This is a genomic window from Akkermansia biwaensis, from assembly GCF_026072915.1.
Taxonomy (GTDB): domain Bacteria; phylum Verrucomicrobiota; class Verrucomicrobiia; order Verrucomicrobiales; family Akkermansiaceae; genus Akkermansia; species Akkermansia biwaensis.
This window is the reverse complement of sequence record NZ_AP025943.1, coordinates 3,006,979-3,029,461: the sequence shown is the minus strand read 5'-3', so window position 1 is coordinate 3,029,461 and position 22,483 is coordinate 3,006,979. Positions and strand designations below refer to the sequence as shown.

Sequence of the window (22,483 nt, the reverse complement as noted above, 5' to 3'; positions counted from 1 at the left end):
GCCGCCTCCGTATAGGGAAAACAGGGAAAAGGCATGGAAATGGTGGTTGAACAAAAAGCAACGGTCTTTCCGGGGGCGGTCCGTCAAATCCTCCGCGGCCGGGAATCCGGCATATCCCCTTGTCGTGAGTTTTACCGGAAGAGAGCCGGGAGCCGTGCCTAATACTGAATGAGTTTCTTTTTGTGGTATTCCTGCATTGAATCGGTAGCTTCCGCAGGCGCAGTCCAAAGGAGAATGGGGGGATGGTCGCCGTCAAAAAATGTCAGGGCACACGGTCCCATCCCGTCAATGTATTTCATCGGGCCATGGATGGCAAGTTACGGGTTGTAAAGCGTGTGCGTGCGTCTGGGAGACATCTGGAAGCGGATGGCGTTTTTCTGTTGGGGGCCGTTCATTTGGCTTGCCTGACGGAGGGAAGAAGTGCAAGCTGTGCGCGTTATGCTCGATATCCGTGTAATACGAGAAAATCCGGAGGAAGTGAAAGCGCGCCTGAAGCCCCGCAGCGGCGACGCGTGGAAACTTGTCGATGACGTTCTGGCGTGCGACGAAGCTCGCCGCAATGCAGAAACGGAAAAACAGACTTTGCAATCCGAGCGCAATGCCACCTCCAAGCAGATCGGCATGCTCAAAAAGAAGGGGGAGGACACCTCCTCCATGGAAGCGCGCGTGCGCGAAATCGGCGAACGCATCCGGGAACTGGACCTGGCGGCGGAGGAAAGTTCCGCCCAGCTCACCTCCCTGCTGATGAACATTCCCAACCTGCCGCACGCGGAATGCCCCGTGGGGGCGGATGAAACGGCCAATCCGGAAATCAAGGTGTGGGGTGAAAAGCCCGCCATTGACAACCCGAAGGACCATGTGGAACTGGCTGCCGGGCTGGGGATGATCTCTTTTGAGGACGGCACGCGCATTACGGGCTCCGGCTTTGTGGTGTACCGCGGCGCGGGCGCCCGTCTGGAACGCGCCCTGATCAACTTCCTGCTGAACACGCAGACGGTGGAGAACGGTTACCAGGAAGTGGGCGTCCCCTTCATCGTCAAGCGCGAGTGCATGGAAGGCACGGGCCAGCTTCCCAAGTTCGAGGAAGACATGTACGGGACGGAAGACCAGCAGATGTTCCTGATCCCCACGGCGGAAGTCCCCGTGACCAACCTGTACCGGGACACCATTCTCCAGGAGAGCGACCTGCCCGTTAAAATGGCCGCGTACACGCCCTGTTTCCGGCGGGAGGCGGGGAGCGCCGGACGCATCAACCGCGGCATGATCCGCATCCACCAGTTTGACAAGGTGGAGCTGGTGCAGATACTGAAACCGGAAGACTCCTTCCGGGAACTGGAAGTGCTCCGCAGCCACGCGGAATCCATTCTTCAGAAGCTGGGGCTGCACTACAGGGTGATTGAACTCTGCACGGGCGACCTCGGCTTTTCCTCCGCTAAAACGTACGACATTGAAGTATGGGCGCCCGGCCAGGGCCAGTATCTGGAAGTTTCCTCCTGTTCCTGCTTCACGGACTATCAGGCGCGCCGCATGCGCCTGCGCTACAAGGACGCGGACGGCAAAAACCAGTTCTGCCATACGCTGAACGGCTCGGGAACGGCTCTGCCGCGCCTGTATGTGGCCCTGCTGGAAACCTACCAGCAGCCGGACGGTTCCATCCGCATTCCGGAAGCGCTCGTGCCGTACTTCGGCGCGGACTGCATCCGTCCGGAACAACCCTGACGAATTTTCACTTCCACCCCCCTGAATCAAGCCCATGCCTGACGAGGGTCCCCTGGAACACTATCTGGCCGCCTCCCCCGGGCACGAACCGGAAAATCCGGCTCCGGCTGCGGGGCGGAAGCCGGGGCCGTGGAGGGAAAGGGGAATCATGTTGGGCCTGGGCTTCCTGCTGGGCTGCATCGGGGCGTATGCCCTGGTTTATACGGAAATGTCCGGCAGCATGGGGGTGCTGAAAAAATCGTTGTCGGAGGAAAGGGAATCCAATGTAGTCCTGCAGAAGGAACGCGAGCGCCTGCTGGAGTCTCTGGAGCAGGCGCGCATGGACGGCTTGCTGACGGAGCGCGCGCCCCTCTCCATGACGGGCAGCGGAATTCCGGCGCGGCAGCCGCAATCCGTCCCCCAGGCTCCCCCGCTGACGCCGTTGCCTTCCGGAAGCTTTTCGCCGGGAGTTTCACCTCCTCCCGGTTCCGTGGCGTCCCGGCTCGTCAATCCTGGTCCGGAAGACTGGAAGGAACGCTACCAGTATGCCGCCCTGAAATACAACCGCGTGGTGGAGGACTACAACAGGCTGAGAAAACTTTACATGGGTATGGTGGGAAAAAGCGGCGCGGACGGTGTTCTGGTGACCGGAGCCCAGTTTTACAAGGCCCTCCGGAAAAACACACGGGAGGAAATGCGCAAGCTGGACGAACGATACATGAAGGGTGGGCTGCGCGGCAGTGAACTCAGGGAACTGGAAAACAGCCGGGATGAAATGCGCCACCGCGACTGGTGGCTGAAAAAAATGGCACGACAGTTCAGGATTGAGTAGGAAGAAATTTTATCCGCATTCCTTCCTCAAGGCTGGGGAACTGAAGACCATGGTTCCTGAAAGGTTGCTTTCATGGCTTCCTCGGTTTCGCTACGTGATTCAACGAATTGGGAAATAGCTATGGAGCTTGGCGCTGTTAAACCGAGGATGGTTTCAAAAAGCAATTTACTGCCGCAATAGCATGTATTGCTGTGCATTTGTCTTTCTTCTTTCATGGGAGAGAATATCACAAGCAGGCGGCTTTGAAGTTGGAGGATACGTAGAAGGATAAATTTCTGCATTTCAGGAGAGGCGGGAATGGCCAGAACCTGTTTCTTCATATCGGTGGAACGCCCCGTAAGCTTTTTCAAGATGGGGAGGACATCCTTGTTGAAAGAATCCGCCGCGGCATCGGCGGAATCCTTGTCTGTGATGGAATTGTACCAGTCCTGCACCTTGCGAACGGGCGTTTCATAGGTTTTTACAAAGGTTTGCCACGCTTCCCTGTTTTGTTCATTGGAGAGCAAATCCTGGCCAGGCGGATCGTAGGAAAGGTTTTTTAATACTTCAGGATCTGCCTCTAATATTTCCGGTCCTATTCTGTTGATTTTGAAAATATCTCCGTAACATGCAGAGCAATACGTGAACAAGGCGTATATAAGTGCGATGGTTTTTATATTTTTCATATTTTAATTATTGATTGAAATGATTTATAGGAATCAACCGCCGTTCTCCAACATCAATCCCATTTGTATTGGCTGCTTGAATAATTTGTTCCAATGTAGCTCCTGTATAGCGTAAAATGGAGGAAACCAGAGATGCACAATTTGAACCGTAATCCTGCGATGTTGGAGTGATATTAGGATAATTGCAAGGAAGAGTTTTATATCTTTCTTTTTCATCATAAGCTTGAGAAAAATGAAGAACTTTTTGAAAATAGGCGTTATTTTTATTAATCTGAAAATCAGTAAAATTAGTGAAATTTTGCTTATGTTGATTTTTATACCAGTTTTCAACAGCTAATACATCAGCTTGGTCGTTCTTATGGTAAGACATATCAGTTAAACATTCATCATATTTATCAAGAACTCCAGCTTTTTTATATGGTTTAGAAAGCGGTTCAATTATTTTTGTATATACTACGGCTCCAAGAACAAAATTTATTTTAGTTCTTTTCCTATATTTGATTTCGTCTCCTGCATCACCTCCAATAGTAATAATTTTCATTCTTGGAATAGCTGTGCAATTGGCAAGTCCAGGATTTGGCAGATTGAATTTTTCCGGATCGTCGGGGATAAAAAGAAGAAAGTGATGGTTTGCTATGGGCAGACCCTGACAAGGGCGAATAGCCCAGTAAATTTCTCCTAAACGGTTGGGAACGCCTTCGTAATAAAAGATTTTATCACCAATGGTGACACGAATTAGTTCCGCTTCCGTCGGAGTATAGGTGATGCATGGACCTTTGCCGATAGGTTTCCAGGCGCCGTTGTTGGGTTGAAAAGTATGGTTGCGCGCCAGAATGACTCCATTAAATCTTTGCGGACATTTGGAGTAAGTTTGGGCTTCCCATTTGATGGATACGTCTCCGGAATTTTCGGAAGGACCTTTTGCCAGATAGACTTTATTGATGGCAAGCCGGAGTTCTGTTTTTTTCTCCAGGAAGAGGTGGCTTTTACGGTATGGGATAGTTTTTTCTCCAATACAAACGTCCACCACAATGGGGGAGACTACAAGACTGATGCCGTCTAGGTCACTTGTGCCCGGCTTGGGATTGTAATAGGTTTGTGAATATTTGATTTGGAAATTGTAAGAACCCGCTTTTAAGATATGCGGGCAATCCCGGCGCCCTTTGGAAATGTCATGTCCTTTTCCGTGTTCTTTTAACCAGTCTGTTTTTTCTCCGTCCCCTGTGGTATAGGCAATGTCGCACCCGTCGTCGGAAACCAATGAAAGCCAAGCAACAGTAGTAGGTTGGGTAATACGTTCATCCTTAAAATCCTTGAGAGAAATTTTCCCGTTATAAGGAATAGTAAAGGGAGATTTGGGATCAGTGACTTTCGTTGTATTTGGAATTTTCAATTCTCCGGCACAGCATTGTTTTAATTTATCCGCAAGCTGAGAGAGATCGTTAACTACTTCGACAGGGGCTAGAGTCTGTTCCAGCGTCGTTTTTCCTTCATAAACCTGCTGGCCTTTTGCGTGAAATGAGATGAATGCCATGATGCAGGAGAATAAAAGCAAAAGCGGAATTTGAGATAAATGTTGGGAAGTAAGTAGTTGATTCATAGAGGAGTTATATGGGTTTATTGATTTGTTGGTTTATTTTCTACGCTTTTTTTTCTTGGAAGGGGGAGTAGTCCACTTTTGAATTAAAGAACGGGCGTCTTCCATGCCGCGTATAGGCGGTATGAATGACGCCGCCCATTGGGCTTTTTGAGGTTCCTTCAGGCGTATGTAAAGATTGGCAAGGCGGTATCCACAACGAGCCATCAGGTAATGGTCTTCTTTTCCATGCTGAAGAGTTCTTATAAACAACAGTGAAGCCAGTTTTTTTTGCCGGGTGTTCCCTTTTTCCATAGAGATAGCCGCGGTTTCCCAAATTTTTAAAATTCGCGTCCGCAGGCTTGATGGGCAGCCATCTTCCATTTCCAGTTCTATCAGGGCGCAAAGCGATAGAGCTTCCAGATCAATAGGCGCGTAACGGAAAGAATAGGTCCGGAGAAAGGCATTTTCCAGAAATCCCGTAAGACAGGAGCTCCATTGTCGTGATTTCATGTTCCTATGCTGCATCAAAGCTGTCAATTCATGAAGTCTGGCGCACACGTCCCCGGGCGTTTGTCCCAGGGCATTACGCTGGACGAAAAGAGAGACGCCTTCGTCGAAAGTTAGCCCTGGATATTCCCTGACGAAGTGATGTATTCTCGGATTTTTTTCATAAAAAGGAAAGGAAGAGAGTGATCTCCGGAAGACCAGTTTTTTTTCAGACAGAGGTTCGGGTTTCAGATAAAAGGGCAGGATGAGTGTTTGAGTTTTCTGCGCCGATTCCGAGGGGTGAGCTCCTGATGCTTGATTAAAAGGAGCCTGTAACAGGAGAACAAATCCCGTTAAAAAAGTAGCAGAGGGCATATGGAACAGCGAATACATGGACAATCCATCTATTTATGAGTAATAAAAGATATAAATAAATGAAAATGTCACGAAATCAATTTCATTTATTTTTTATTCCTCATTAACTTAAGAATATTAAGCTAATAAAGGAATAGCAATCAGCACAATTCCGCAGCGATGGCGTCCACCAGGAGGCGGCCGCGGCCTTTCAGGATGAGGCATTGTTCCGCGGAGACGTCCGCCAGTTCCAGAGAACGGTAACGTTCCAGCAGGGGCAGGGCTTCCGGCAGGAGGTATTTCAGGGGAAGCCCTTCGTCCGTGCGGAGCATGAGGGCGATGCGCTCCAGGCGGTAGTCTTCCGCAGTGACGGGTTCCCATTCGGATTCCGGCAGGCCGTTTTCCAGCGTGGTGCGGATGTAGGTTTCCGTATTCCGCGTGTTGGAGTAGCGCACGCCGTCGATGGTGCTGACCGCGCCGGGGCCGATGCCTACATAGTCCTCCCCCTTCCAGTAGGCCATGTTGTGCGGAGACCGCGCGCCTTCCCTGGCGTAGTTGGAGGTTTCGTAATGCCGCATTCCCGCGGCTTCCAGAATGTTTTCCGCCAGTTCAAAGTAGGCTGCGTCCTCGTCCGGGTCCTGGATTTTTTCTCCGCGGGACAGGCTGCGGAAGAATTCCGTGTCTTCCTCATAGGTGAGGTTGTAGGCGGAGATGTGGTCCGTTCCGGCGCGGACGGCTTCCCTCAGCGTGTTTTCCCAGACGGAGAGGCTTTGCCCCGGAATGGCGAACATGAGGTCCATGTTGACGTGGGGCATTCCGGCGTTGTGGAGCATCTCCACGGAGCGGAGGGCCTGTTCCGGCGTATGTTCCCGGCCCAGCAGGCGCAGGATGCGGGCGTCCAGGGATTGGACGCCCAGGGAAACGCGGTTCATGCCCAGGCTGCGCCAGAAGCGGACTTTTTTTTCCGTAAAGGTAGCCGGATTGGCTTCAAAGGAGAATTCGTCCAGGCTGTCCACGGGGATCAGCCTGTCCAGGGATTCCATGAGGTTCCCCAGATGCGTGTCCGACAGCATGGAGGGCGTCCCTCCTCCGAAGTAGAGCGTGGAAGTCTCGCCGCCGCGGCTGGCCGACAGAGCCGCGGCGCGGAATTCCGCCTCCCGCGCCAGCGCACGGATGAAGAGCTTCATGTCTGTGGAAGCCGGCGTGTGCTTGAAAAACGCACAGTACGGGCAAATGCGGTGGCAGAAGGGAATGTGGACGTAGAGATGCACGGGGCGGAGAACTCAGCGTCTCCGGCGGCGGCCGGAAGATTCCTTTCCTTCCCCCTTATTGTTGGAGAGGTTCAGGATGTTTTCGGAAGCCTTTTTCATTTCCCCTTTGATGCGGGATTTCTCCGAACCGTCAACCAGGGACATGTAGTTTTTGGTCAGGGCGCTGTAGAAGGGGTGGATTTTCGTTTCCTTCTTGTTCTTGGGCTTGTACTTGAAGCCGTCCGGGCACGTGTCCAGCATTTCCTTCATCCAGGGGATCAGCTCGTCCTTGGGAAGCACCATGCATAGGGCGTCCAGGGAGAAGGACATGTCCTGCTGGTCCACGTCTTTCGGCGCGGCCAGCGCGTTGCTGTCGTCCCGGTAGAAATTGACCGCCTTTTTGAAGCCGCGGTCCACCGTTCTCTTAAGCCGGTCGGTTCCCTGCGCCTTGGCGTAGGCGATCTGGTAGGCAGCCTTCGGTTCCGGATAGGAGTTGTCCTTGGATTCGGATTTGAGCCAGGACATGAGTTCCGCCCACTGGAAGGTCTTGTATTCGTTGTCCTGTTTCAGGGCGTTTTCCAGAATCACGGAGCAGAGCACGTTGACGTATTCCTTGGTGTGATTGGCCAGGATGTCCTTGCCCTTTTTGTCGCCGCGGCCCACGGAGGAAACGTATTTGCGCGTTTTCCAGAGTTTTCTGATCCCCATGCCGTCCGGCAGGGCTTCACGCACTTCCTCCACCATTTTTCTGGCGCCCATGAGGTCCTGCGGCTCCGTCTGGAACAGCGTGTACCAGGCTTCCGTATAGAACGGATTATCCTTGATGATGGTCCTCATGGCTGTCTTGGTAAATTCCTGCGGAAGCGTGTTGGACGCAATCTCTCCGGAAGATTCCGCGGAGGAGTTTCCTCCCGCCAGCTTGTAAACGTTCATGGCGAAGCGGCTGCCGATGAATTTTTCATAGTCGAGGTTCATGGACAGGGCCAGGCCGGACTGGTATTCGGCGTTGCCCGTGCGCGCTGCCTTGGAGTCCCGCAGGTACCAGAAGCCCGTGGTGGCCTTGAGGGTGTCCACGCTCTGGCCTACGCTCAGCCAGCATCCGTTGCCGCCGAAGTTGGTGGTCATCAGGTTGCCGTGGCCCGGCTGGCCCGCCGGAGCGGCAGGGATGCCGCGCGCGATCTGGGAATTGCGGGAAATGAGGGACATCGTGCCGCAAACGCCGCCTTCATGCAGCTTGCGTTCGTTGGATTCACGGGACCATTCGGGGTCCGGGTCAAAGCTGAACAGGATGGGCGGCTCCTTATCGTCGTCCATGCGGTAGGGACCGTACAGCCACAGGCGCGTCGGGCCGCGCTGGCCCATGTAGCGTTCCCATACGCTGTCGCATTCCCGCAGGGGCCGCGTTTCGGAAAGAGCCATCATGGCCGGCCAGGGCGTCCCTTCCAGGGAAACCCCGGTCCATTCCACCCGTTTGCGGTCCACGTCCCGAAGCTTGCTGCAGTTTTCGTACTTGTCCACCAGGTAGGTGAAGAATTCCACGGGGGTGGGGAACGGATCGCGCTTGCGCCTCAGCTGGTTGTGGCGGTACATGTATTCGTGGAGGAATGAGGCGATGTTGCCCTGGGTAATGCCTTCGTCCCCGATTTCCGAGACCGTGTTGTATTTGTTGATCCAGGCCTGCTTGGTCGTTATTTTCTTGTTGTCCAGGTAAGTCTCCACCTTCTTGTAGAGTTCCTCGTCCACCACGCGCGGGGAGGAACCGTACCAGTTGACGGGAGGCTTGCCCGCGCAGTACAGGTCCGCGGGGGAGGTCATGATGCCGGAGTTCTTGAATTCCCTGAGCTTGCCCAGGGCGTCAATATAACGGCCCTGCTGGGTGAGATCGAAGGCGCCCATGCCGAATTCACGGCGTCCCACGGCGAAGGCCAGGACGAGCTGGTTGTACTTTTCCGTCATTTCCAGCCCCAGTTCATCCACCATGATGGCGACGTTCGTAGCGACACTGGGGTCCGGCGGGTAGAACATCGCAAAGACTTCACGGTTGGTCTTCGTGTTCTTCAGCCATTTTTCAAATTCGGGAGAAAAGGAGCCGCCGCGCTTTTTCACGTAATCGCGCACGTAGGCTTCCGCATAGTAGGGATATTTATCCAGAAGCTTTTCCGTGAATTTCCCTTTGGATGCCAGGGCCTCTTCCCGGATTGCCTTTTCCATGGCGATGACTTCCGGGGAGGGGGAGAGGTCCGGGGCCGGCTCTTCAGGTTCCGGCTCCGGTTCCGGCGCCACGACGATGGGCTCGGGTTCCGGCTCTGGCTCCACAATGACCGGTTCCGGCTTGGGAGCCTCGGGCTTGGGTTTGGGCTTGGGCGCCGCCACCACGGGCGTTTCAATCTTCGGGGCGAGGGGCGCCTCCTTGTCCTTGAGAATCTGGTATCCCAGGAATCCAAACAGGGCCAGCATCCCGGTGACGATGACCGTGATGACGGGGAAGCCGCCGGATTTCTTCAATTTGGGCAGCGGGGCCCTGGGAACGGCTGTTCCGGCTATGGGCTTGCGGATTTGCGGCTGCGTTTTTTTGGCCGGGCGCAGGGCCTGGGCGTGTGCAACCGCCGCCACGGGAGGCTGTTCCTGAGCCGGAATCGCCGGATAAACGAAGAAGACGGTGCCGAACCCCCGCAGTTTTCCCTGGGCGTCCACGGAACAGCGGGCTTCAAAGGCTTCCCGCGCCTGGTCGAATTGCGCCTGGTTTTCCGGGGAAACGGTCAGGTTGCCGCTGACCATGTCGCGCGTGGCGAGGCCCTGGGGGCAGAACTCGCGTATCAATACCGTTTGCCCTTCCGGGGACAGAGCCTGGTACACGTAGTAGTCCGGCCCGTTTTCCAGAACGGCCGTAATTTTATAACCGCCTGCGTTGAAATGGGGCGGCAAAGGGGAAATTTGCTGGTTTGTCATGATTAAGGGGTAGAAAAATCAAAGCCTTATATATTAAATAAAGTACACCCCCCGTTTGTCAATGCCGGAATGCGGAAGTTACACTCATCCTGTGTCTTAAAAAACTTCCGGCACCCGGCGGAAAATGAAGAAAGGGAAGGGGGACCCTTCCCGTCATAACTGTACGGGCCCTGCCACTGGTTTGTCTGCCGGAGGGCGGAGCAGGAACGGTCAGCGGATGGTTACCTTGGTGCCGAGAGGCGTGTTTTCAAAGAAGGTCTTGGCCATGTCTGCGGGCAGCCGCACGCACCCGTGGCTGACCGGGTACCCGGTCACGAAGCCCACGTGCATGCCGTACCCTCCCGTGATGCGCATCCAGTAAGGCATGGGCGCCGGGTCAAAGTAGGTGCCCGCGGGCGTGGAGCCGGCTCTGGCATTGTAGTCACTGTTTACGACGGCTCCCGTCGCCCGGCTGCGCAGCACCCCGTAGGTGCCGGATTTGTAGTTGGCGTCCTTCTGGATGATCTTGTAGGTCCCCTTGGGGGTGCCGTACCCTTCCTTGCCGGAGGACATGGGGGAAATGCCTACCAGGGTGGCTCCCACGTAATAGAAGACTTTCTGCTGCTTGAGGTCAATGATGATGTGGGGTTCGCCCTGGATGCCGGCGGGCTTGTCCCAGTAGCCCTGGCCCAGCCGTGCCTCCGGCGGGATTTCCGTATTGACGCCCGCCGTGGAGCCGACGCCTGCCAGATAAGCGTCCTTTTGCCCGTTGCCGCGTACTTTGTCCGCGATTTTATCAAAAAGGGGCGGTCTGTTGTACTGAGTGCAGGAGGCGAGGATGATACCGAAGGATGCTAGTGCCAGTATGCCGGGTTTCATGGGAACAGGAAATTGACAGGCAGGTTATGGGCCCTGTCCGCTCTTTTGTCAAGATTTGCATCCTGTTATCCGTTGCTTATTGCGGGCGGATTTGATATACACGCCCCAATCACTTCACCATACTCCGCCATGAACGAGCCATACGACCTTCTGAAAAGCATCCTTCTTGAAAAATCCGTGCGCACGGGCACCTTCACTCTGGCATCCGGCAAGGTGTCCGACCTGTATGTGGACTGCCGCATGACCGCCCTGGACCCCGTGGGCGCCACGCTGGTGGGTTCCCTGGGCTGGAAGCTTGTCCGGGAGGAGATTCTCCCCCGCTTTCCGGAAATTGCGGCGATCGGCGGCATGACCATGGGGGCGGATCCCATTTCCCTGGCCGTGGGAATGACCAGCGCGCTGGAGGGGGCCGACAAAAAGCTCCAGGTGTTCACCGTGCGCAAGGAACCGAAGGACCACGGACGCGGCCGCCGCATCGAAGGGAATTTCCAGGCGGGAGATACGGTTCTTGTCGTGGACGACGTGATCACCACCGGGGGCTCTACACTGAAGGCCATTGACGCCATTGAGGCGGAAGGCGGCAAAGTGGCTGCCGCGCTGGTGTTGATGGACCGGGAGGAAGGCGGCCGCCAGGCGATCGAAGCGCGCGGCATTCCCGTGTACGCCCTGTTTACCAGATCTTCCCTGCTGGGCAAGTAAGCCTGCGCCTGCCATGCTTCCCGTCCTGATCGGCATCGACGGCCCTGATCTGAACGCGGGTGAAGAAGCGGCCATCCGCCGGTTCCAGCCCGCGGGCTTCGTCCTCTTTTCCCGGAATGTGGAATCCGTGGAGCAGGTCAGGCGCCTGGCGGCAAGGCTGAGGGAATTGAGCGTCCACCATCCCGTCATCGCCGTGGACCAGGAAGGGGGCAGGGTGGTGCGGACGGCCGCTCTCGGTCTGAACCTGCCTTCCCCTTCTTCCCTGGTGCGGAACGGTGATTTTTCCGGCGTGGTGGAGCTGGCTTCCGTGACGGCGCTGGCCCTCCGTTGCCTGGGCGTGAACATGAACTTTGCCCCGGTGCTGGACATCTGCCACGATCCAGGGGCCGCCAACGCCCTCCCCGGACGCTGCTGGGGAAACAATGCCCAGGACGTGATTTCCTACGCCGGGGTGTATTCCTCCAACCTCCGCAGGGGCGGCATCCAAAGCTGCGGGAAGCACTTCCCCGGAATGGGCCGCGCCCAGGCGGACCCCCATTTCAGCCTTCCGGTAGTTGACCTGGATGAACGCGAGCTGTTCGAGACGGACATGCTGCCCTTTCTGTCCCTTTGTCCGGAACTTCCCGGCATCATGTCCGCCCATATCATGCTCCCCCGGATTGACGCGGAGCTTCCCGCCACCCTGTCCCGCCGGGTAATCGGCGGAATGCTCAGGGAGCGCCTCGGCTTTCGGGGGGTGGTGTTTACGGACGACCTGTGCATGGGGGCCATTGCCGGCCAGTATGCCCCGGATGAAGCCGCTTTTTTATCCCTGAAGGCCGGCTGCGACCTGCCCCTGGTCTGCCATGATCCGCTTCCGTGGCTGGAACCCCTGGCTGCGCGCCTGGACAAACTTGATCCTTATGAAAGGGAGGACTCTTTCAAACGCGTGGAGGCATTGAGCGATTCCCTGTGTTTTCCCCTGTCGGAGGCCTCCTTGTGGATCAAGTGCCTGCACCGTGCGGAACGCCTCTGCCTGTCTGCGGGAGAGGGGGGGGAGCAGCCTCTTCCTTCCTCCCCGGTGCAGCAGTATTAGAAAGAACGGCATCCGGAGGCGGCGTCCCGTGTTTTTTCGTTGGCACGATAAAAAGAGGATACCCGCCTGCGGGATGCCTCCCCCGTTTTATGGAAGGGAGCGGATTCCGGACGGGAAAGTTCCCTGAGGAACGTAAGCCCGGAGAGTGGAAGGCGCCCGGTTTGCGCCCTTCCTTTCCTGTGCCGGAAGAGGGGAAAGTGCTTGCTTTTTTCCTGTTCGTCATGATCATGACGGTTCACCATTTTTTTAACCTGCATAATACACATTTGTTGACATGAGCGTGATTCCCAATGTTCTGGCGGAGCGGTACGCCTCCCCGGCGATGAAATCTATCTGGTCCGCCGAAGGGCGCATCGTTCTGGAACGCGAATTCTGGATTGCCGTGATGAAGGCCCAGAAAGACCTTGGGCTGGATATTCCGGACGGCGTGATTGAAGCCTATGAACGGGTGAAGGACCAGGTGAACCTGGCTTCCATCGACGCCCGCGAACGCGTCACCCGCCACGATGTGAAGGCGCGCATCGAGGAATTCTGCGACCTGGCCGGATGCGAGCACATCCACAAGGGAATGACCTCCCGCGACCTGACGGAAAACGTGGAGCAGCTCCAGGTATGGAAGTCCATGCAGATCATCCGTGACAAGGCCGTGGCCGTGCTGAACCGCATGAGCGCGCTTTCCGAACAGTGGAAGCGCGTGACCCTGGCCGGACGCACGCACAACGTGGCCGCGCAGACCACCACCATGGGCAAGCGCGTGGCCATGTTCGGGGAGGATATCGTTCACGGCCTGGGTTCCTGGATTTCCATCATGGACCGCTACAGCGTCCGCGGCCTGAAAGGCGCCGTGGGCACCCAGCTTGACCAGCTCTCCCTTTTCGGGAAGGATGCCTCGCGCGTGCTGGAGCTGGAGGACCGGGTGTGCGCCCATCTGGGCATTCCCGCCAAATGGATGAACGTAGGGCAGGTATATCCCCGCTCCCTTGACTTTTCCGTGGTTTCCGGCCTGGTGGAGCTGACCTCCGGCTGTTCCTCCTTCGCCAAGACCCTACGCCTGATGGCCGGCCATGAACTGGCTACGGAAGGCTTCGCCAAGGGACAGACGGGCTCCAGCGCCATGCCCCACAAGATGAACGCTCGCTCCTGCGAACGCGTCAACGGGTTCCACGTCATCCTGAAGGGCTACCTGATGATGATCTCCGGCCTGGCGGGCGACCAGTGGAACGAAGGGGACGTGTCCTGCTCCGTGGTGCGCCGCGTCGTGATGCCGGACTCCTTCTATGCCGCGGACGGCCTGTTTGAAACCTTCCTGACCGTTCTGAACCAGATGGGCGTCTATGAAGCCGTGGTGGCCGCGGAGCTGCGCCGCTACCTGCCTTTCCTGATGACCACCACCATCCTGATGGAAGCTGTCAAGCGCGGCATCGGCCGCGAGACCGCCCATGAGGTCATCAAGGAACATGCCGTGGCCGTCTCCAACGACCTGCGCGCCGGAAAGATTTCGGAAAACAACCTGCTGGACCGCCTGGCGGAAGACGGCCGCCTGGGCATTGACCGGGCCGCCCTCCAGGAAATCTTTGACGCCAATTCCGCCGCCACCGGTATGGCGGACGCCCAGGTGGAAGCGTTCCAGGGCATGGTGGCGGACCTGGTGGACAGGTTCCCCTCCGGTGCGGGTTACACGCCGGGAGACATTCTTTAAGAGAGAGCCGCCGGCGGTTAACTGTTGACGGAGAGCAGGCTCTCCATGCGGGGCGGGACCGGAAGGCTCCCGCTCCCTTTTTTGCCGGCATGGGCGCGGCATGGCGGATGAGACGGAAATCCGGCACGGCACCCCCTCCGCTTCAGGGTGGGGGTGCCCGGAACGCCCGGCCTCCGATGCCGAATACATACATTGTTTTTCAATATCTTTGCGTCAGGAGAGCTTGACGAATCTGGAGGATGCCAGTAATCTGGAGGCCAGTAAACGGGCGCGCCACTTTTCTCGCGCTTTTGCAAATAAACCCTCCTGTAAACAATTTTCAATATGGAAAACCAGCAGCTCAACCTTTTGGACCGTGTATATACCGTTCTCAGAAAGAGAGGGGAAGAGACGGAATGGATCACCTCCGCGGACAATCATGAAATCAGAACGGGCATCGCGTTCGTTCCCTGTGACACGTTCACGCCCGTGAGCCTTCTGTACACGATGATGGAACACCCGGAAACGCTGGTCATTGACGTTCTCTTCGCCGCCAAGGTTCCCGAAAGCCGCCGGGTGGAAGTCAGCATCATCCTGAGCGAACTGAATGCGGACCAGACCGCCGGCGCCTTCCAGCTGGACCCCAACAGCGGATACGTTTATTACCGCCAGTCCTTTGTGCTGGAGGGAATGGACCTCAGCGAAGCCCAGTTCGCCCAGTTGATGAAGAACATTGAAACCGTGGCTGTGGAAACGGCGGAAGCCTATTCCCACATCATGGAAACGGAATATCCCAAGTAAAGGCGTCGGCTTCCCTCCCGCAGTGCTGTTCATGAGCGAAGCCCCCCAAAAAAAGGGAACATGGTGGTCCATAGGCGTCGGCCTGGGGATCACTGTCCTTTTGATAGGGACGGCCATCGTGACGGAGCCGGAAACTCCGGAATCCGCGGACGGCGGCGGGGAAACGGCGCAGCGCACCCTTCTTCCCCTGCAATTGCAGGACAATTCCTTTGAAATCACGGCGCGCGGCATGGTGCAGGCCGCCCACCTCACAATGCTCTCCCCCGGCGTTTCCGGCAAGGTGGACAAGGTGCATTCCCTGTTCAGTCCCGGAGAAATCATCCTGAAAGGGACTCCCCTGGTGGAGCTGGAAAAATTTGAATACCGCGCCAGGCTGGCCAAGGCGCAGGCGGAACTGGAACAGGCGCGCCTGGACGTGTCCACGGAACAGGCGGAGGCATTGAAAGCCGTCAAAAAAACGTACAGTTCCGTCTCCAAAAGCGGCCGGGACTCCGAGCTGGTCCTCCGCGTGCCGCAGAGGCGCGCCGTGAATGCCCGGCTGAACGCCGCGGAGGCGTATGTGGAGGAATCGGAACAGGCCCTGCGGGATACGGTTCTCCACGCTCCTTATACGTGCCAGGTGGTGGAATGCTCCGTGGGGCTGGGTTCACGCGTGGTGGCCGGCCAGACGGTGGGGAAAATCATCCCGCTTCAGGAGCGGATGATCCGCATTCCCGTGCCTCTGGAAGAATTTTCCGCCCTTCCCAGGGACGAACAGGGCAGGGTGAGGGTGCCCCTGACGGCCTCCTGCACGCTGAAAAACGGGAAGCTTCTGCAATGGCGCGGCCGCGTCACGGCAGTGGATTCCGCCCTGGACCCTGCCGGAAATTCCGCCATCCTGATCGCCGCCCTGGACCCGAATGAATCCCACGTGGCGGAATGGCAGGCCGCCCCTGTCAATATGGCCCTTCAAGTGAACATTAACGTGCAGGTTCCCGCTTCCGCGTGGATTCCTTCCGCTGCCCTCAAGAATGGAAGCTCCATTCAGGTAAGGACCCCGACAGGAATGCAGGAGCGCAAGGTGCAGTTGGTGGTGTTGAAAGACGGCAAAGCCCTAGTGACCGTTCCGGAATTTCAGGACGGAGACGTCCTGCTTCTTTAATTGGAAAACTATATATTCAACTTCGCTATAAAAATCTAAAAACGCTTCGCGTTCAGGGTTCGGCGGCCCATGCGTTAGTCTCTGTCCGTCTTCATGTCGAACACCAGCACTTCAAAGGGCTGAAGCTCCAGAGAAACCGACTTGCCCTGTTCCAGTTTTAGTGTTTTAACGCGCTGGTCCGGATAGGAGGCCTTCATGGAGAAAACGGGGGGCGTTCCCTTCACCGGTTCAAAGACGGTAGCGGCGTCCAGGACGATCGTTCGCGGCTGGTCGTCCGGATTACGGAGGGCCAGCGTACATCCTCGCGGACTCCAGGCCGCATAGCCGTAGGGTTCCAATTGATTCGGATTGCCGCCCACCCAGTGCACATCGGCCAGGATGTCCTGGAAGCGCCGCGCCCAGCGTGCTCCGTCCGCGATGTCGTCCCACGCTTTTTTGTCCATCATGGACGGCGTGAGGTAAAGCTCCTGAAGATTGGCTCCGGAGCCGAAATAAATGCGGGCGTCGTTCTTCAGGTCCCTGTTGTCCTGCTTGCCGTCTTCTCCCTTGCTGACGCGCGCCGCCTGGAACTTAGTACCCAGCACCATGCCGTGGTGCATGATGGAGTTCAGGGGATAAAGGGGACCGGGCTTGACAATGACGTTGTAGCAGGCCCCGTCGCGGAACGTGATCCACTGCTCGCGGTCATTTCCCTTCCCGGTCCAGCCCACATCCGCCGTGCCGTTGCGCCAGGTGGAATCCACATGGTTGAGCCAGAAGGGGGAGGGCCAGGTGCCTACCGTCGTGTTGATGAACAGGCGGGGATTCTCCCGGCGCAGTTCGCTGGCGATGGAAAGAAGGGCCATGAAGTGGGGGCTGATGCCGTCTCCGGCCTTGTCCCATTTGAAGTAGGTCACCTTGTCCTTTTTCATCAGGTCGGAACAGCGTTTTTTGAACCATTCGTAATACTTGGGGCAGGAAAGGTCGAATCCCGCGGCGTCCTCGGGCAGGATGCCCTTGTCCTTGGCGTGCTGCACCCTCTTTTCCGGGCCGAAATACCCTCCCAGCGGAGAAATCCAGATGCCGAAGCTGGAAGGAATCCTGCCCACCGCCTTGACTACGGGGCCGAATCCGTGCGGGAATTTTTTGGTGGATGGCTGCCAGAGGTCTTCGTTGACGTCATCCCACCCGTCATCCAGCACAAAGCCGTCCAGTTTGACATGGCGCGCTCCCAGCTCCTTCCCGTATTCTCCGGCTGTCTTGACCAGCGTTTTCTCCGTGGGGTCCAGGCCGTCGTCATACCAGCCGTTGTAATGCAGGAACTGGTGGTAGGGCGCCGCCCGTTCCCGCTCCAGATAATAAAGGAAGCCGCGGCGCAACTGGTTTTCCGGCCATACGCCCAGCACCGTGGTAAATGTCTGGACGCTTCCGCTGCCCATGGGAAGGTTGCAGTCAAACCCGACGGTCCCCGTTCCTCCTCCGGCCTGAGCCCTGGCTACGGGAAGTTCAATTCCGGCAAACGTGCCTTCCCTCTCGCTGACCAGGGGGCTGCCCGGCACGGAACCTTTCACGGCCAGGGTGGGATCCTTCAAATCAATCAGTTGGATTTTCTTCAAATCCACATCCTTGGACGCTTCAATCCTGTAGGTTTCCTTGACGTAGGAGGAACCCTCCCTCAATTCCGCTTTCCAATGGACCGTCACCCCGCTCTTTTTATCCCTGAAAATGGCGGAAACCACAGCTCCTTCCTGCCGTTCCCCCAGCCGGGGACTGGCGGCGCTCCCTTTCAGGGCGCTTATGGAGGGAGCCCCCTCCATCACAAACCGGGAGGAGGGGAGATTGTAATCTTCCTTCTCCGTGGAAAGACGGAATAACTCCGGAGCCTGTTCTCTGGGGACTGCATTCTCCGCTCCGGAGGGCCGTTCTTTATTTACGATTCCCATAGGAACCAGCCTGTTGCCGGAAACCTTCCATGAAGCGGTCAGGACATTATTGCTCAAGCTGTAGACATCCCCCTCCCGGTGGGCTGCCGCCGCGCCGGGCGCTGTTCCCGGGTACGTTACGGAGGCCGCCGCGGCCTGGAGGCAGATGCAGGAACAGGCAGTCAGGGCAAGCAACGGAAGAGATGATGAATGCATGATTCGGAAGAATCCGCCATGCGGCGGCATCCGTCAATTCAAAAATCCGGTGCGGACCGGGGGCTGCATCGTGCGCCCCGTGTCGTCGGGAAATTCCTAGTGGGCTTCCAGCCAGTTGTCCCCCGTTCTGGCTTCCACCAGGATGGGGACGCCGTTGGGCAGGGGCAGGGCGCCCGTCATGGCCGCCTCAATGCGGGGAATAAGGTCCGTTTCCTCCTTGTGCAGGTCCACCAGCAATTCGTCGTGGATTTGCAGGATGAGGCGCGACCTGGTGCCTTCCAGCAGTTTGCCCACATTGATCATGGCGATCTTGATCATGTCCGCCGCGGTTCCCTGGATGGGGGCGTTGATGGCGGTGCGTTCCGCCGCGGATTTGATGGTCTTGTTGGCGGAATTGATTTCCGGGATAATCCTTCTGCGCCCCAGGAGCGTTTCCGCATATCCCTTCTGTTCCGCCTGGCGCGCCAGGTCTTCCATGAAGGTCTTGACGCCCGGGAACTGGAGGAAGTAATTTTCAATCAGGGTGGCGGCCTCGCTGCGGGGGCAGCCCAGCCGCTGGGAGAGTCCGAAGGCGGAAATGCCGTAGATGATGCCGAAGTTCACCGTCTTGGCCGCGCGCCGCATGACGGCGTCCACCTGGTCGCGGGGAATGCCGTACACGCGGGAGGCCGTTTCCGTGTGGATGTCCCGGCCTTCCTTGAAGGCCTCGCACATGGCGGAATCTCCGGACATGGCGGCCATGATGCGCAGCTCAATCTGGGAATAGTCGGCGGAAAGCATGGTGTACTCCCCGGAGGCGGGGACGAAGGCCGTGCGGATCAGCCGCCCCTGTTCCGTCCGTACCGGAATGTTCTGCAGGTTGGGGTCCTGGGAGGCCAGCCGTCCCGTGGAGGTCAGCATCTGGTGGAACTGGGTGTGGATGCGGCCGTCCTGCGGGCAGATGTACTTGGGCAGGGCGTCCAGGTAGGTGCTCTTCAGCTTCATGTTTTCCCGGTAGGCCAGGATGTCTTCCACCACGGGATGGAGCGGCGCCAGGGCGGAGAGGGTTTCTTCATCCGTGACGAACTGCCCGGTCTTCGTCTTCTTGGGCTTCTTCACCAGTTCCAGTTCCCCGAAGAGGAAGTCGCCGAGCTGCTTGGGAGAATTCAGGTTGAGGGGATGGCCCGCGGCCGACTCGATCTTTGTGCGCAGGTCCTCAATGATGGTTCCCACCTTGATGGAAGCTTTTTCCAGGGACTCCGGAAGAACGCGGATGCCCGTAAATTCCATGTCTGCGAGCACGGGCAGCAGGGGCAGTTCCACCGTGCGGAACAATTCCTGCATGCCGCTCTCCTCCACCTGTTTTTTCAGAATGGCCGACAGCTGGAGGGTAATGTCCGCATCTTCCGCGGAATACCTGCCCATCACTTCCACGGGGATATTCTTCGTGTCCAGTTCCCGTTTTTTGGCTCCCGCCGGGGCAATGTCGCTCAACTTGATGGTGGAATACTGAAGGAGGGATTCCGCCAGAATGTCCATGCCGTGCTTCATGCCGGGCGCGATCAGCGCGTGGGCCAGCATCGTATCGAAAAACGGGCCGGAAACATGGATTCCGTGGGTGCGCATCACCTGGAGGTCGAACTTGAGGTTATGGCCGATTTTTTCCGCGGAGCATTCAAAAAGGGGCCTCACCGCTTCCAGGTCTTCCGCACCGGAGACGGGCAGGTACCAGGCTTTGTGAGGTTCGGCGCAGAAGGAGATGCCCAGCAGGGTGTCCGTTACCGGATTCAGGCCCGTCGTCTCCGTGTCGAAGCACCAGGAATCGTGCCTGTTCAGTTCCGCGATCATGGCGTCGCGGACCTCCTTCGTGTCCGCGATGATGTATTCGTGCCTGATGTCGTCCACGGTTTTCAACTGGCGCTCTTCAAACAATTCCATCTGTCCCGTTCCCGTCTGCTGCGGCCGGGGGGCCGGGGCGGGAGCCTCCTGCGGCTGGGCGGGGGCGAACAAATCGTCTGCGGGAAGGGGAGCGGACGCCCTGGCGGCCGGAACCTTCCTGCCGAACAGCTTGGCCTGCATGGCGCGGAACTCCAGTTCCTGAAGGAGGCTCAGCAATTCGTCCGGCCTGGGCTCCTTCTTGACAAGCTCGTCAAGGGTTACGGTCAGGGGCACGTTCCTGTCAATGGTGGCAAGCTCCTTGGAAAGGGTTGCCAGCGCGGCGTTCTCCTCCACGATCTCCCTGCGCTTTCCTTTCAGTTTGTCCGTGTTTGCCAGCAGGTTTTCCACGGAGCCGAATTCCCCGATCAGCAGCTTGGCCGTTTTCTCCCCCACGCCGGGCAGGCCCGGAATATTGTCGGAGCTGTCGCCCATCAGGGCCAGGATGTCGATCACCTGCTCCGCCCGTTCGATGCCCCAGTGTTCCTTCAATTTTTCCAGGTCGATCACTTCGTGGTCGTTGCCGCGCTTGCCGGGCCGCCACAGGTAGCAGGAGGGGGAAATGAGCTGGCCCAGGTCCTTGTCCTGGGAAACCATGTAGGTGTGGAACTCCTTCGTATCGTCCGCAAGGCGGGAAAGGGTGCCTATCGTATCGTCCGCCTCATACCCCTCATAGCGCAGAATGGGTATGTTCATGGCCTCCAGAAGACTGAAAATGATGGGAATCTGAATGCTTAACTCTTCCGGCATGGACTCCCGGTTGGCCTTGTATTCCGGGTAAAGCTTGTGGCGGGCCGTCGGGGCCGAGGTGTCAAAACAGGCTGCGATGTGGGTGGGGCTCTCCTGTTCCAGAATGGCCAGCAGCGTATTGGCAAAGCCGTAAACGGCCGATGTGTTGACTCCCTTGGAATTGCGGATGGGATTGGAGAAAAAGGCGAAGTGGGCCCTGTATGCCAGAGCCATGCCGTCCAGGATGAAAAGGCGCTTGGGAGTGGATTCAGTCATTTCTGCGCCAATGTACCATTCCGTCCGGAACGTGGCGACAGTTAAATGCGGCTTGTGCCTTCCGGATGGACGGCATTCCGCAAGCCTTATGGCGGCGCAAGGTCCGGCAGGACGAGGATGGAATGCCTTTCCGGGAAGTGTGCCGCGCGGGGGCGCGGTTTTCATCCGGAAGGGCGGTTTTTCCGGCGCGCCGGAAAAATCAGTGCGTGTAATGCCTGGGGACGCGCGGGCCGATGCCCGTGAATATTTCCCAGGAAATCGTGCCCGCTTTTTCCGCCAATTCCGTCACGGGAATATTCGGTCCCATGATTTCCACGGTCATGCCGGGCTCCGGGCTGGGCACCCGGCTGACGTCCACCATGATCTGGTCCATCGTGACGCGGCCCAGCAGGGGGCAGGAAATGCCTTCTACCATGACGCGCGCTCCCTTGTGGGCCAGAGAACGCAAATAGCCGTCCGCGTAGCCGATGCCCACGGTCGCCACCTTTGTGGGATGGTCCGTCACGAAGGTGCCCCCGTAGGAAATGCCATGGCCTGCCGGCAGGGTGCGCGCCACGGTCAGTCGGGAAAAGAGGGACATGGCAGGCTTCAATTGCGCTTCCCACGGGGAGGGAATGGGGGAAAAGCCGTACAGGACCAGGCCGGGGCGGCACAGGTTGTTGGAGGGAATATCGTAATCCAGAGAAGCGGCGCTGTTGGCCAGGTGGCAGAATTTCAGCGGCAGTTTTTCCCGGATGCGCGCGGCCATCCGTTCAAAGCAGGCTATCTGCTCCAGAGTGGTTTCCCGGTCTTCGTCCGCGCAGGGCAGGTGGGCGCCCAGTCCTTCCATGTACAGGCTGTCCAGTTCCCCCAGGCGGGAGAGCAGCTCTTCAAGCTGGTCCGGAAGGAACCCGCCGCGGCCCATGCCCGTGTCCACGGAAATATGGATGGGCAGCGTTTTTCCGTACAGCCGGGCCAGGGAATTGTAATGCACGGCTTCTTCCATGGTGGAGATGAAGGAGCGCCAGCCGTTCAGCACGATTTCCTCCCGCTCTTCCGGAAAGGAGGGCCCCAGGATATACGGCCGCGTGCGGCAGCCTGCCTGGCTGATGCGCCGGGCCTCCCCCACGTTCGCGACGCCGAAGAAGGCGATCCCCTCCGCGTCCAGTGCCCGGCACACCTGTTCCAGGCCGTGGCCGTAGGCGGACGCCTTCACCACGGGCATGTAATATTCCCCCTTGGCCGCCTGCTTGACGACGTTCAAGTTATGGCGGATGGCTCCAAGGTCGATTTCGGCCCAGGCGCGGGGAGGGCTGGTGGCTGGCATGGCGGAGAAAGGCGGCAGGTTGAAATAAGAGAGGGTGCGGGTCACCCTGAATGTGAAAAAACTATCCGCCTTTGCC

General features: G+C 57.6%; 16 protein-coding genes. 7 read left to right on the top strand and 9 right to left on the bottom strand.

The genetic code is table 11. The annotated features are described in order from the left end of the window. Positions 1–438 precede the first annotated feature (438 nt). A complete protein-coding gene (serS, locus tag OQH67_RS12430; protein WP_067573094.1) occupies positions 439–1,719 on the top strand; it encodes a serine--tRNA ligase in 1,281 nt (426 codons plus the stop codon). Between the two features lie 34 nt (positions 1,720–1,753). Then, positions 1,754–2,530 carry a hypothetical protein gene (locus OQH67_RS12425; RefSeq protein ID WP_215435129.1) on the top strand — a complete coding sequence of 259 codons (777 nt, stop codon included), beginning with the start codon at positions 1,754–1,756 and terminating at the stop codon, positions 2,528–2,530. Between the two features lie 26 nt (positions 2,531–2,556). Here the strand turns inward: OQH67_RS12425 and OQH67_RS12420 are convergent, their stop codons facing one another. The 6 genes from OQH67_RS12420 to OQH67_RS12395 form a co-directional block, all read right to left on the bottom strand. Beyond that, entirely contained in the window at positions 2,557–3,195 is a 639-nt protein-coding gene (locus OQH67_RS12420) for a hypothetical protein (protein ID WP_215435130.1), read from the bottom strand. A gap of 7 nt (positions 3,196–3,202) precedes the next feature. Continuing rightward, entirely contained in the window at positions 3,203–4,795 is a 1,593-nt protein-coding gene (locus tag OQH67_RS12415; protein WP_215435131.1) for a hypothetical protein, read from the bottom strand. Positions 4,796–4,828: 33 nt separating this feature from the next. Then, positions 4,829–5,653 carry a hypothetical protein gene (locus tag OQH67_RS12410; protein ID WP_215435132.1) on the bottom strand — a complete coding sequence of 275 codons (825 nt, stop codon included), beginning with the start codon at positions 5,651–5,653 and terminating at the stop codon, positions 4,829–4,831. 122 nt (positions 5,654–5,775) lie between these two features. Then, complete coding sequence (gene hemW, locus OQH67_RS12405) at positions 5,776–6,885, bottom strand: radical SAM family heme chaperone HemW (protein ID WP_215435133.1); 1,110 nt, start codon at positions 6,883–6,885, stop codon at positions 5,776–5,778. A gap of 12 nt (positions 6,886–6,897) precedes the next feature. Beyond that, positions 6,898–9,813 (bottom strand): hypothetical protein, encoded by a 2,916-nt coding sequence (locus tag OQH67_RS12400; protein ID WP_215435134.1) that lies wholly within the window; start codon positions 9,811–9,813, stop codon positions 6,898–6,900. 210 nt (positions 9,814–10,023) lie between these two features. Further along, on the bottom strand, positions 10,024–10,671 hold the full coding sequence (locus OQH67_RS12395; protein WP_215435135.1) for a L,D-transpeptidase: 648 nt from the start codon (positions 10,669–10,671) through the stop codon (positions 10,024–10,026). A 129-nt stretch (positions 10,672–10,800) separates the two neighbouring features. On the opposite strand from OQH67_RS12395, the gene pyrE reads away from it, so the two are divergent. From pyrE to OQH67_RS12370, 5 genes are all read left to right on the top strand, one after another. Further along, a complete protein-coding gene (gene pyrE / locus OQH67_RS12390) occupies positions 10,801–11,370 on the top strand; it encodes an orotate phosphoribosyltransferase (protein WP_215435136.1) in 570 nt (189 codons plus the stop codon). 13 nt (positions 11,371–11,383) lie between these two features. Then, a complete protein-coding gene (gene nagZ, locus OQH67_RS12385) occupies positions 11,384–12,445 on the top strand; it encodes a beta-N-acetylhexosaminidase (protein WP_215435137.1) in 1,062 nt (353 codons plus the stop codon). A gap of 274 nt (positions 12,446–12,719) precedes the next feature. Further along, positions 12,720–14,144 (top strand): adenylosuccinate lyase, encoded by a 1,425-nt coding sequence (gene purB / locus OQH67_RS12380; RefSeq protein ID WP_215435138.1) that lies wholly within the window; start codon positions 12,720–12,722, stop codon positions 14,142–14,144. Between the two features lie 324 nt (positions 14,145–14,468). Continuing rightward, on the top strand, positions 14,469–14,924 hold the full coding sequence (locus OQH67_RS12375) for a YbjN domain-containing protein (RefSeq protein WP_067573115.1): 456 nt from the start codon (positions 14,469–14,471) through the stop codon (positions 14,922–14,924). A 31-nt stretch (positions 14,925–14,955) separates the two neighbouring features. Further along, positions 14,956–16,065 (top strand): efflux RND transporter periplasmic adaptor subunit, encoded by a 1,110-nt coding sequence (locus OQH67_RS12370; RefSeq protein ID WP_215435139.1) that lies wholly within the window; start codon positions 14,956–14,958, stop codon positions 16,063–16,065. A gap of 74 nt (positions 16,066–16,139) precedes the next feature. Here the strand turns inward: OQH67_RS12370 and OQH67_RS12365 are convergent, their stop codons facing one another. The 3 genes from OQH67_RS12365 to alr form a co-directional block, all read right to left on the bottom strand. Further along, a complete protein-coding gene (locus OQH67_RS12365; RefSeq protein WP_215435140.1) occupies positions 16,140–18,182 on the bottom strand; it encodes an alpha-galactosidase in 2,043 nt (680 codons plus the stop codon). 96 nt (positions 18,183–18,278) lie between these two features. Then, positions 18,279–21,101 (bottom strand): DNA polymerase I, encoded by a 2,823-nt coding sequence (gene polA / locus OQH67_RS12360; RefSeq protein ID WP_215435141.1) that lies wholly within the window; start codon positions 21,099–21,101, stop codon positions 18,279–18,281. A 199-nt stretch (positions 21,102–21,300) separates the two neighbouring features. Next, on the bottom strand, positions 21,301–22,452 hold the full coding sequence (alr, locus tag OQH67_RS12355) for an alanine racemase (protein ID WP_257227046.1): 1,152 nt from the start codon (positions 22,450–22,452) through the stop codon (positions 21,301–21,303). Positions 22,453–22,483 lie beyond the last annotated feature (31 nt).

Excerpts from the sequence above, each read along its gene's own strand:
- serS (WP_067573094.1), top strand. The coding sequence starts at position 439 with ATGCTCGATATCCGTGTAATACGAGAAAATCCGGAGGAAGTGAAAGCG.
- OQH67_RS12425 (WP_215435129.1), top strand. The coding sequence starts at position 1,754 with ATGCCTGACGAGGGTCCCCTGGAACACTATCTGGCCGCCTCCCCCGGG.
- OQH67_RS12420 (WP_215435130.1), bottom strand. The coding sequence starts at position 3,195 with ATGAAAAATATAAAAACCATCGCACTTATATACGCCTTGTTCACGTAT.
- OQH67_RS12415 (WP_215435131.1), bottom strand. The coding sequence starts at position 4,795 with ATGAATCAACTACTTACTTCCCAACATTTATCTCAAATTCCGCTTTTG.
- OQH67_RS12410 (WP_215435132.1), bottom strand. The coding sequence starts at position 5,653 with ATGTATTCGCTGTTCCATATGCCCTCTGCTACTTTTTTAACGGGATTT.
- OQH67_RS12400 (WP_215435134.1), bottom strand. The coding sequence starts at position 9,813 with ATGACAAACCAGCAAATTTCCCCTTTGCCGCCCCATTTCAACGCAGGC.
- OQH67_RS12395 (WP_215435135.1), bottom strand. The coding sequence starts at position 10,671 with ATGAAACCCGGCATACTGGCACTAGCATCCTTCGGTATCATCCTCGCC.
- pyrE (WP_215435136.1), top strand. The coding sequence starts at position 10,801 with ATGAACGAGCCATACGACCTTCTGAAAAGCATCCTTCTTGAAAAATCC.
- nagZ (WP_215435137.1), top strand. The coding sequence starts at position 11,384 with ATGCTTCCCGTCCTGATCGGCATCGACGGCCCTGATCTGAACGCGGGT.
- purB (WP_215435138.1), top strand. The coding sequence starts at position 12,720 with ATGAGCGTGATTCCCAATGTTCTGGCGGAGCGGTACGCCTCCCCGGCG.
- OQH67_RS12375 (WP_067573115.1), top strand. The coding sequence starts at position 14,469 with ATGGAAAACCAGCAGCTCAACCTTTTGGACCGTGTATATACCGTTCTC.
- OQH67_RS12370 (WP_215435139.1), top strand. The coding sequence starts at position 14,956 with ATGAGCGAAGCCCCCCAAAAAAAGGGAACATGGTGGTCCATAGGCGTC.
- OQH67_RS12365 (WP_215435140.1), bottom strand. The coding sequence starts at position 18,182 with ATGCATTCATCATCTCTTCCGTTGCTTGCCCTGACTGCCTGTTCCTGC.
- polA (WP_215435141.1), bottom strand. The coding sequence starts at position 21,101 with ATGACTGAATCCACTCCCAAGCGCCTTTTCATCCTGGACGGCATGGCT.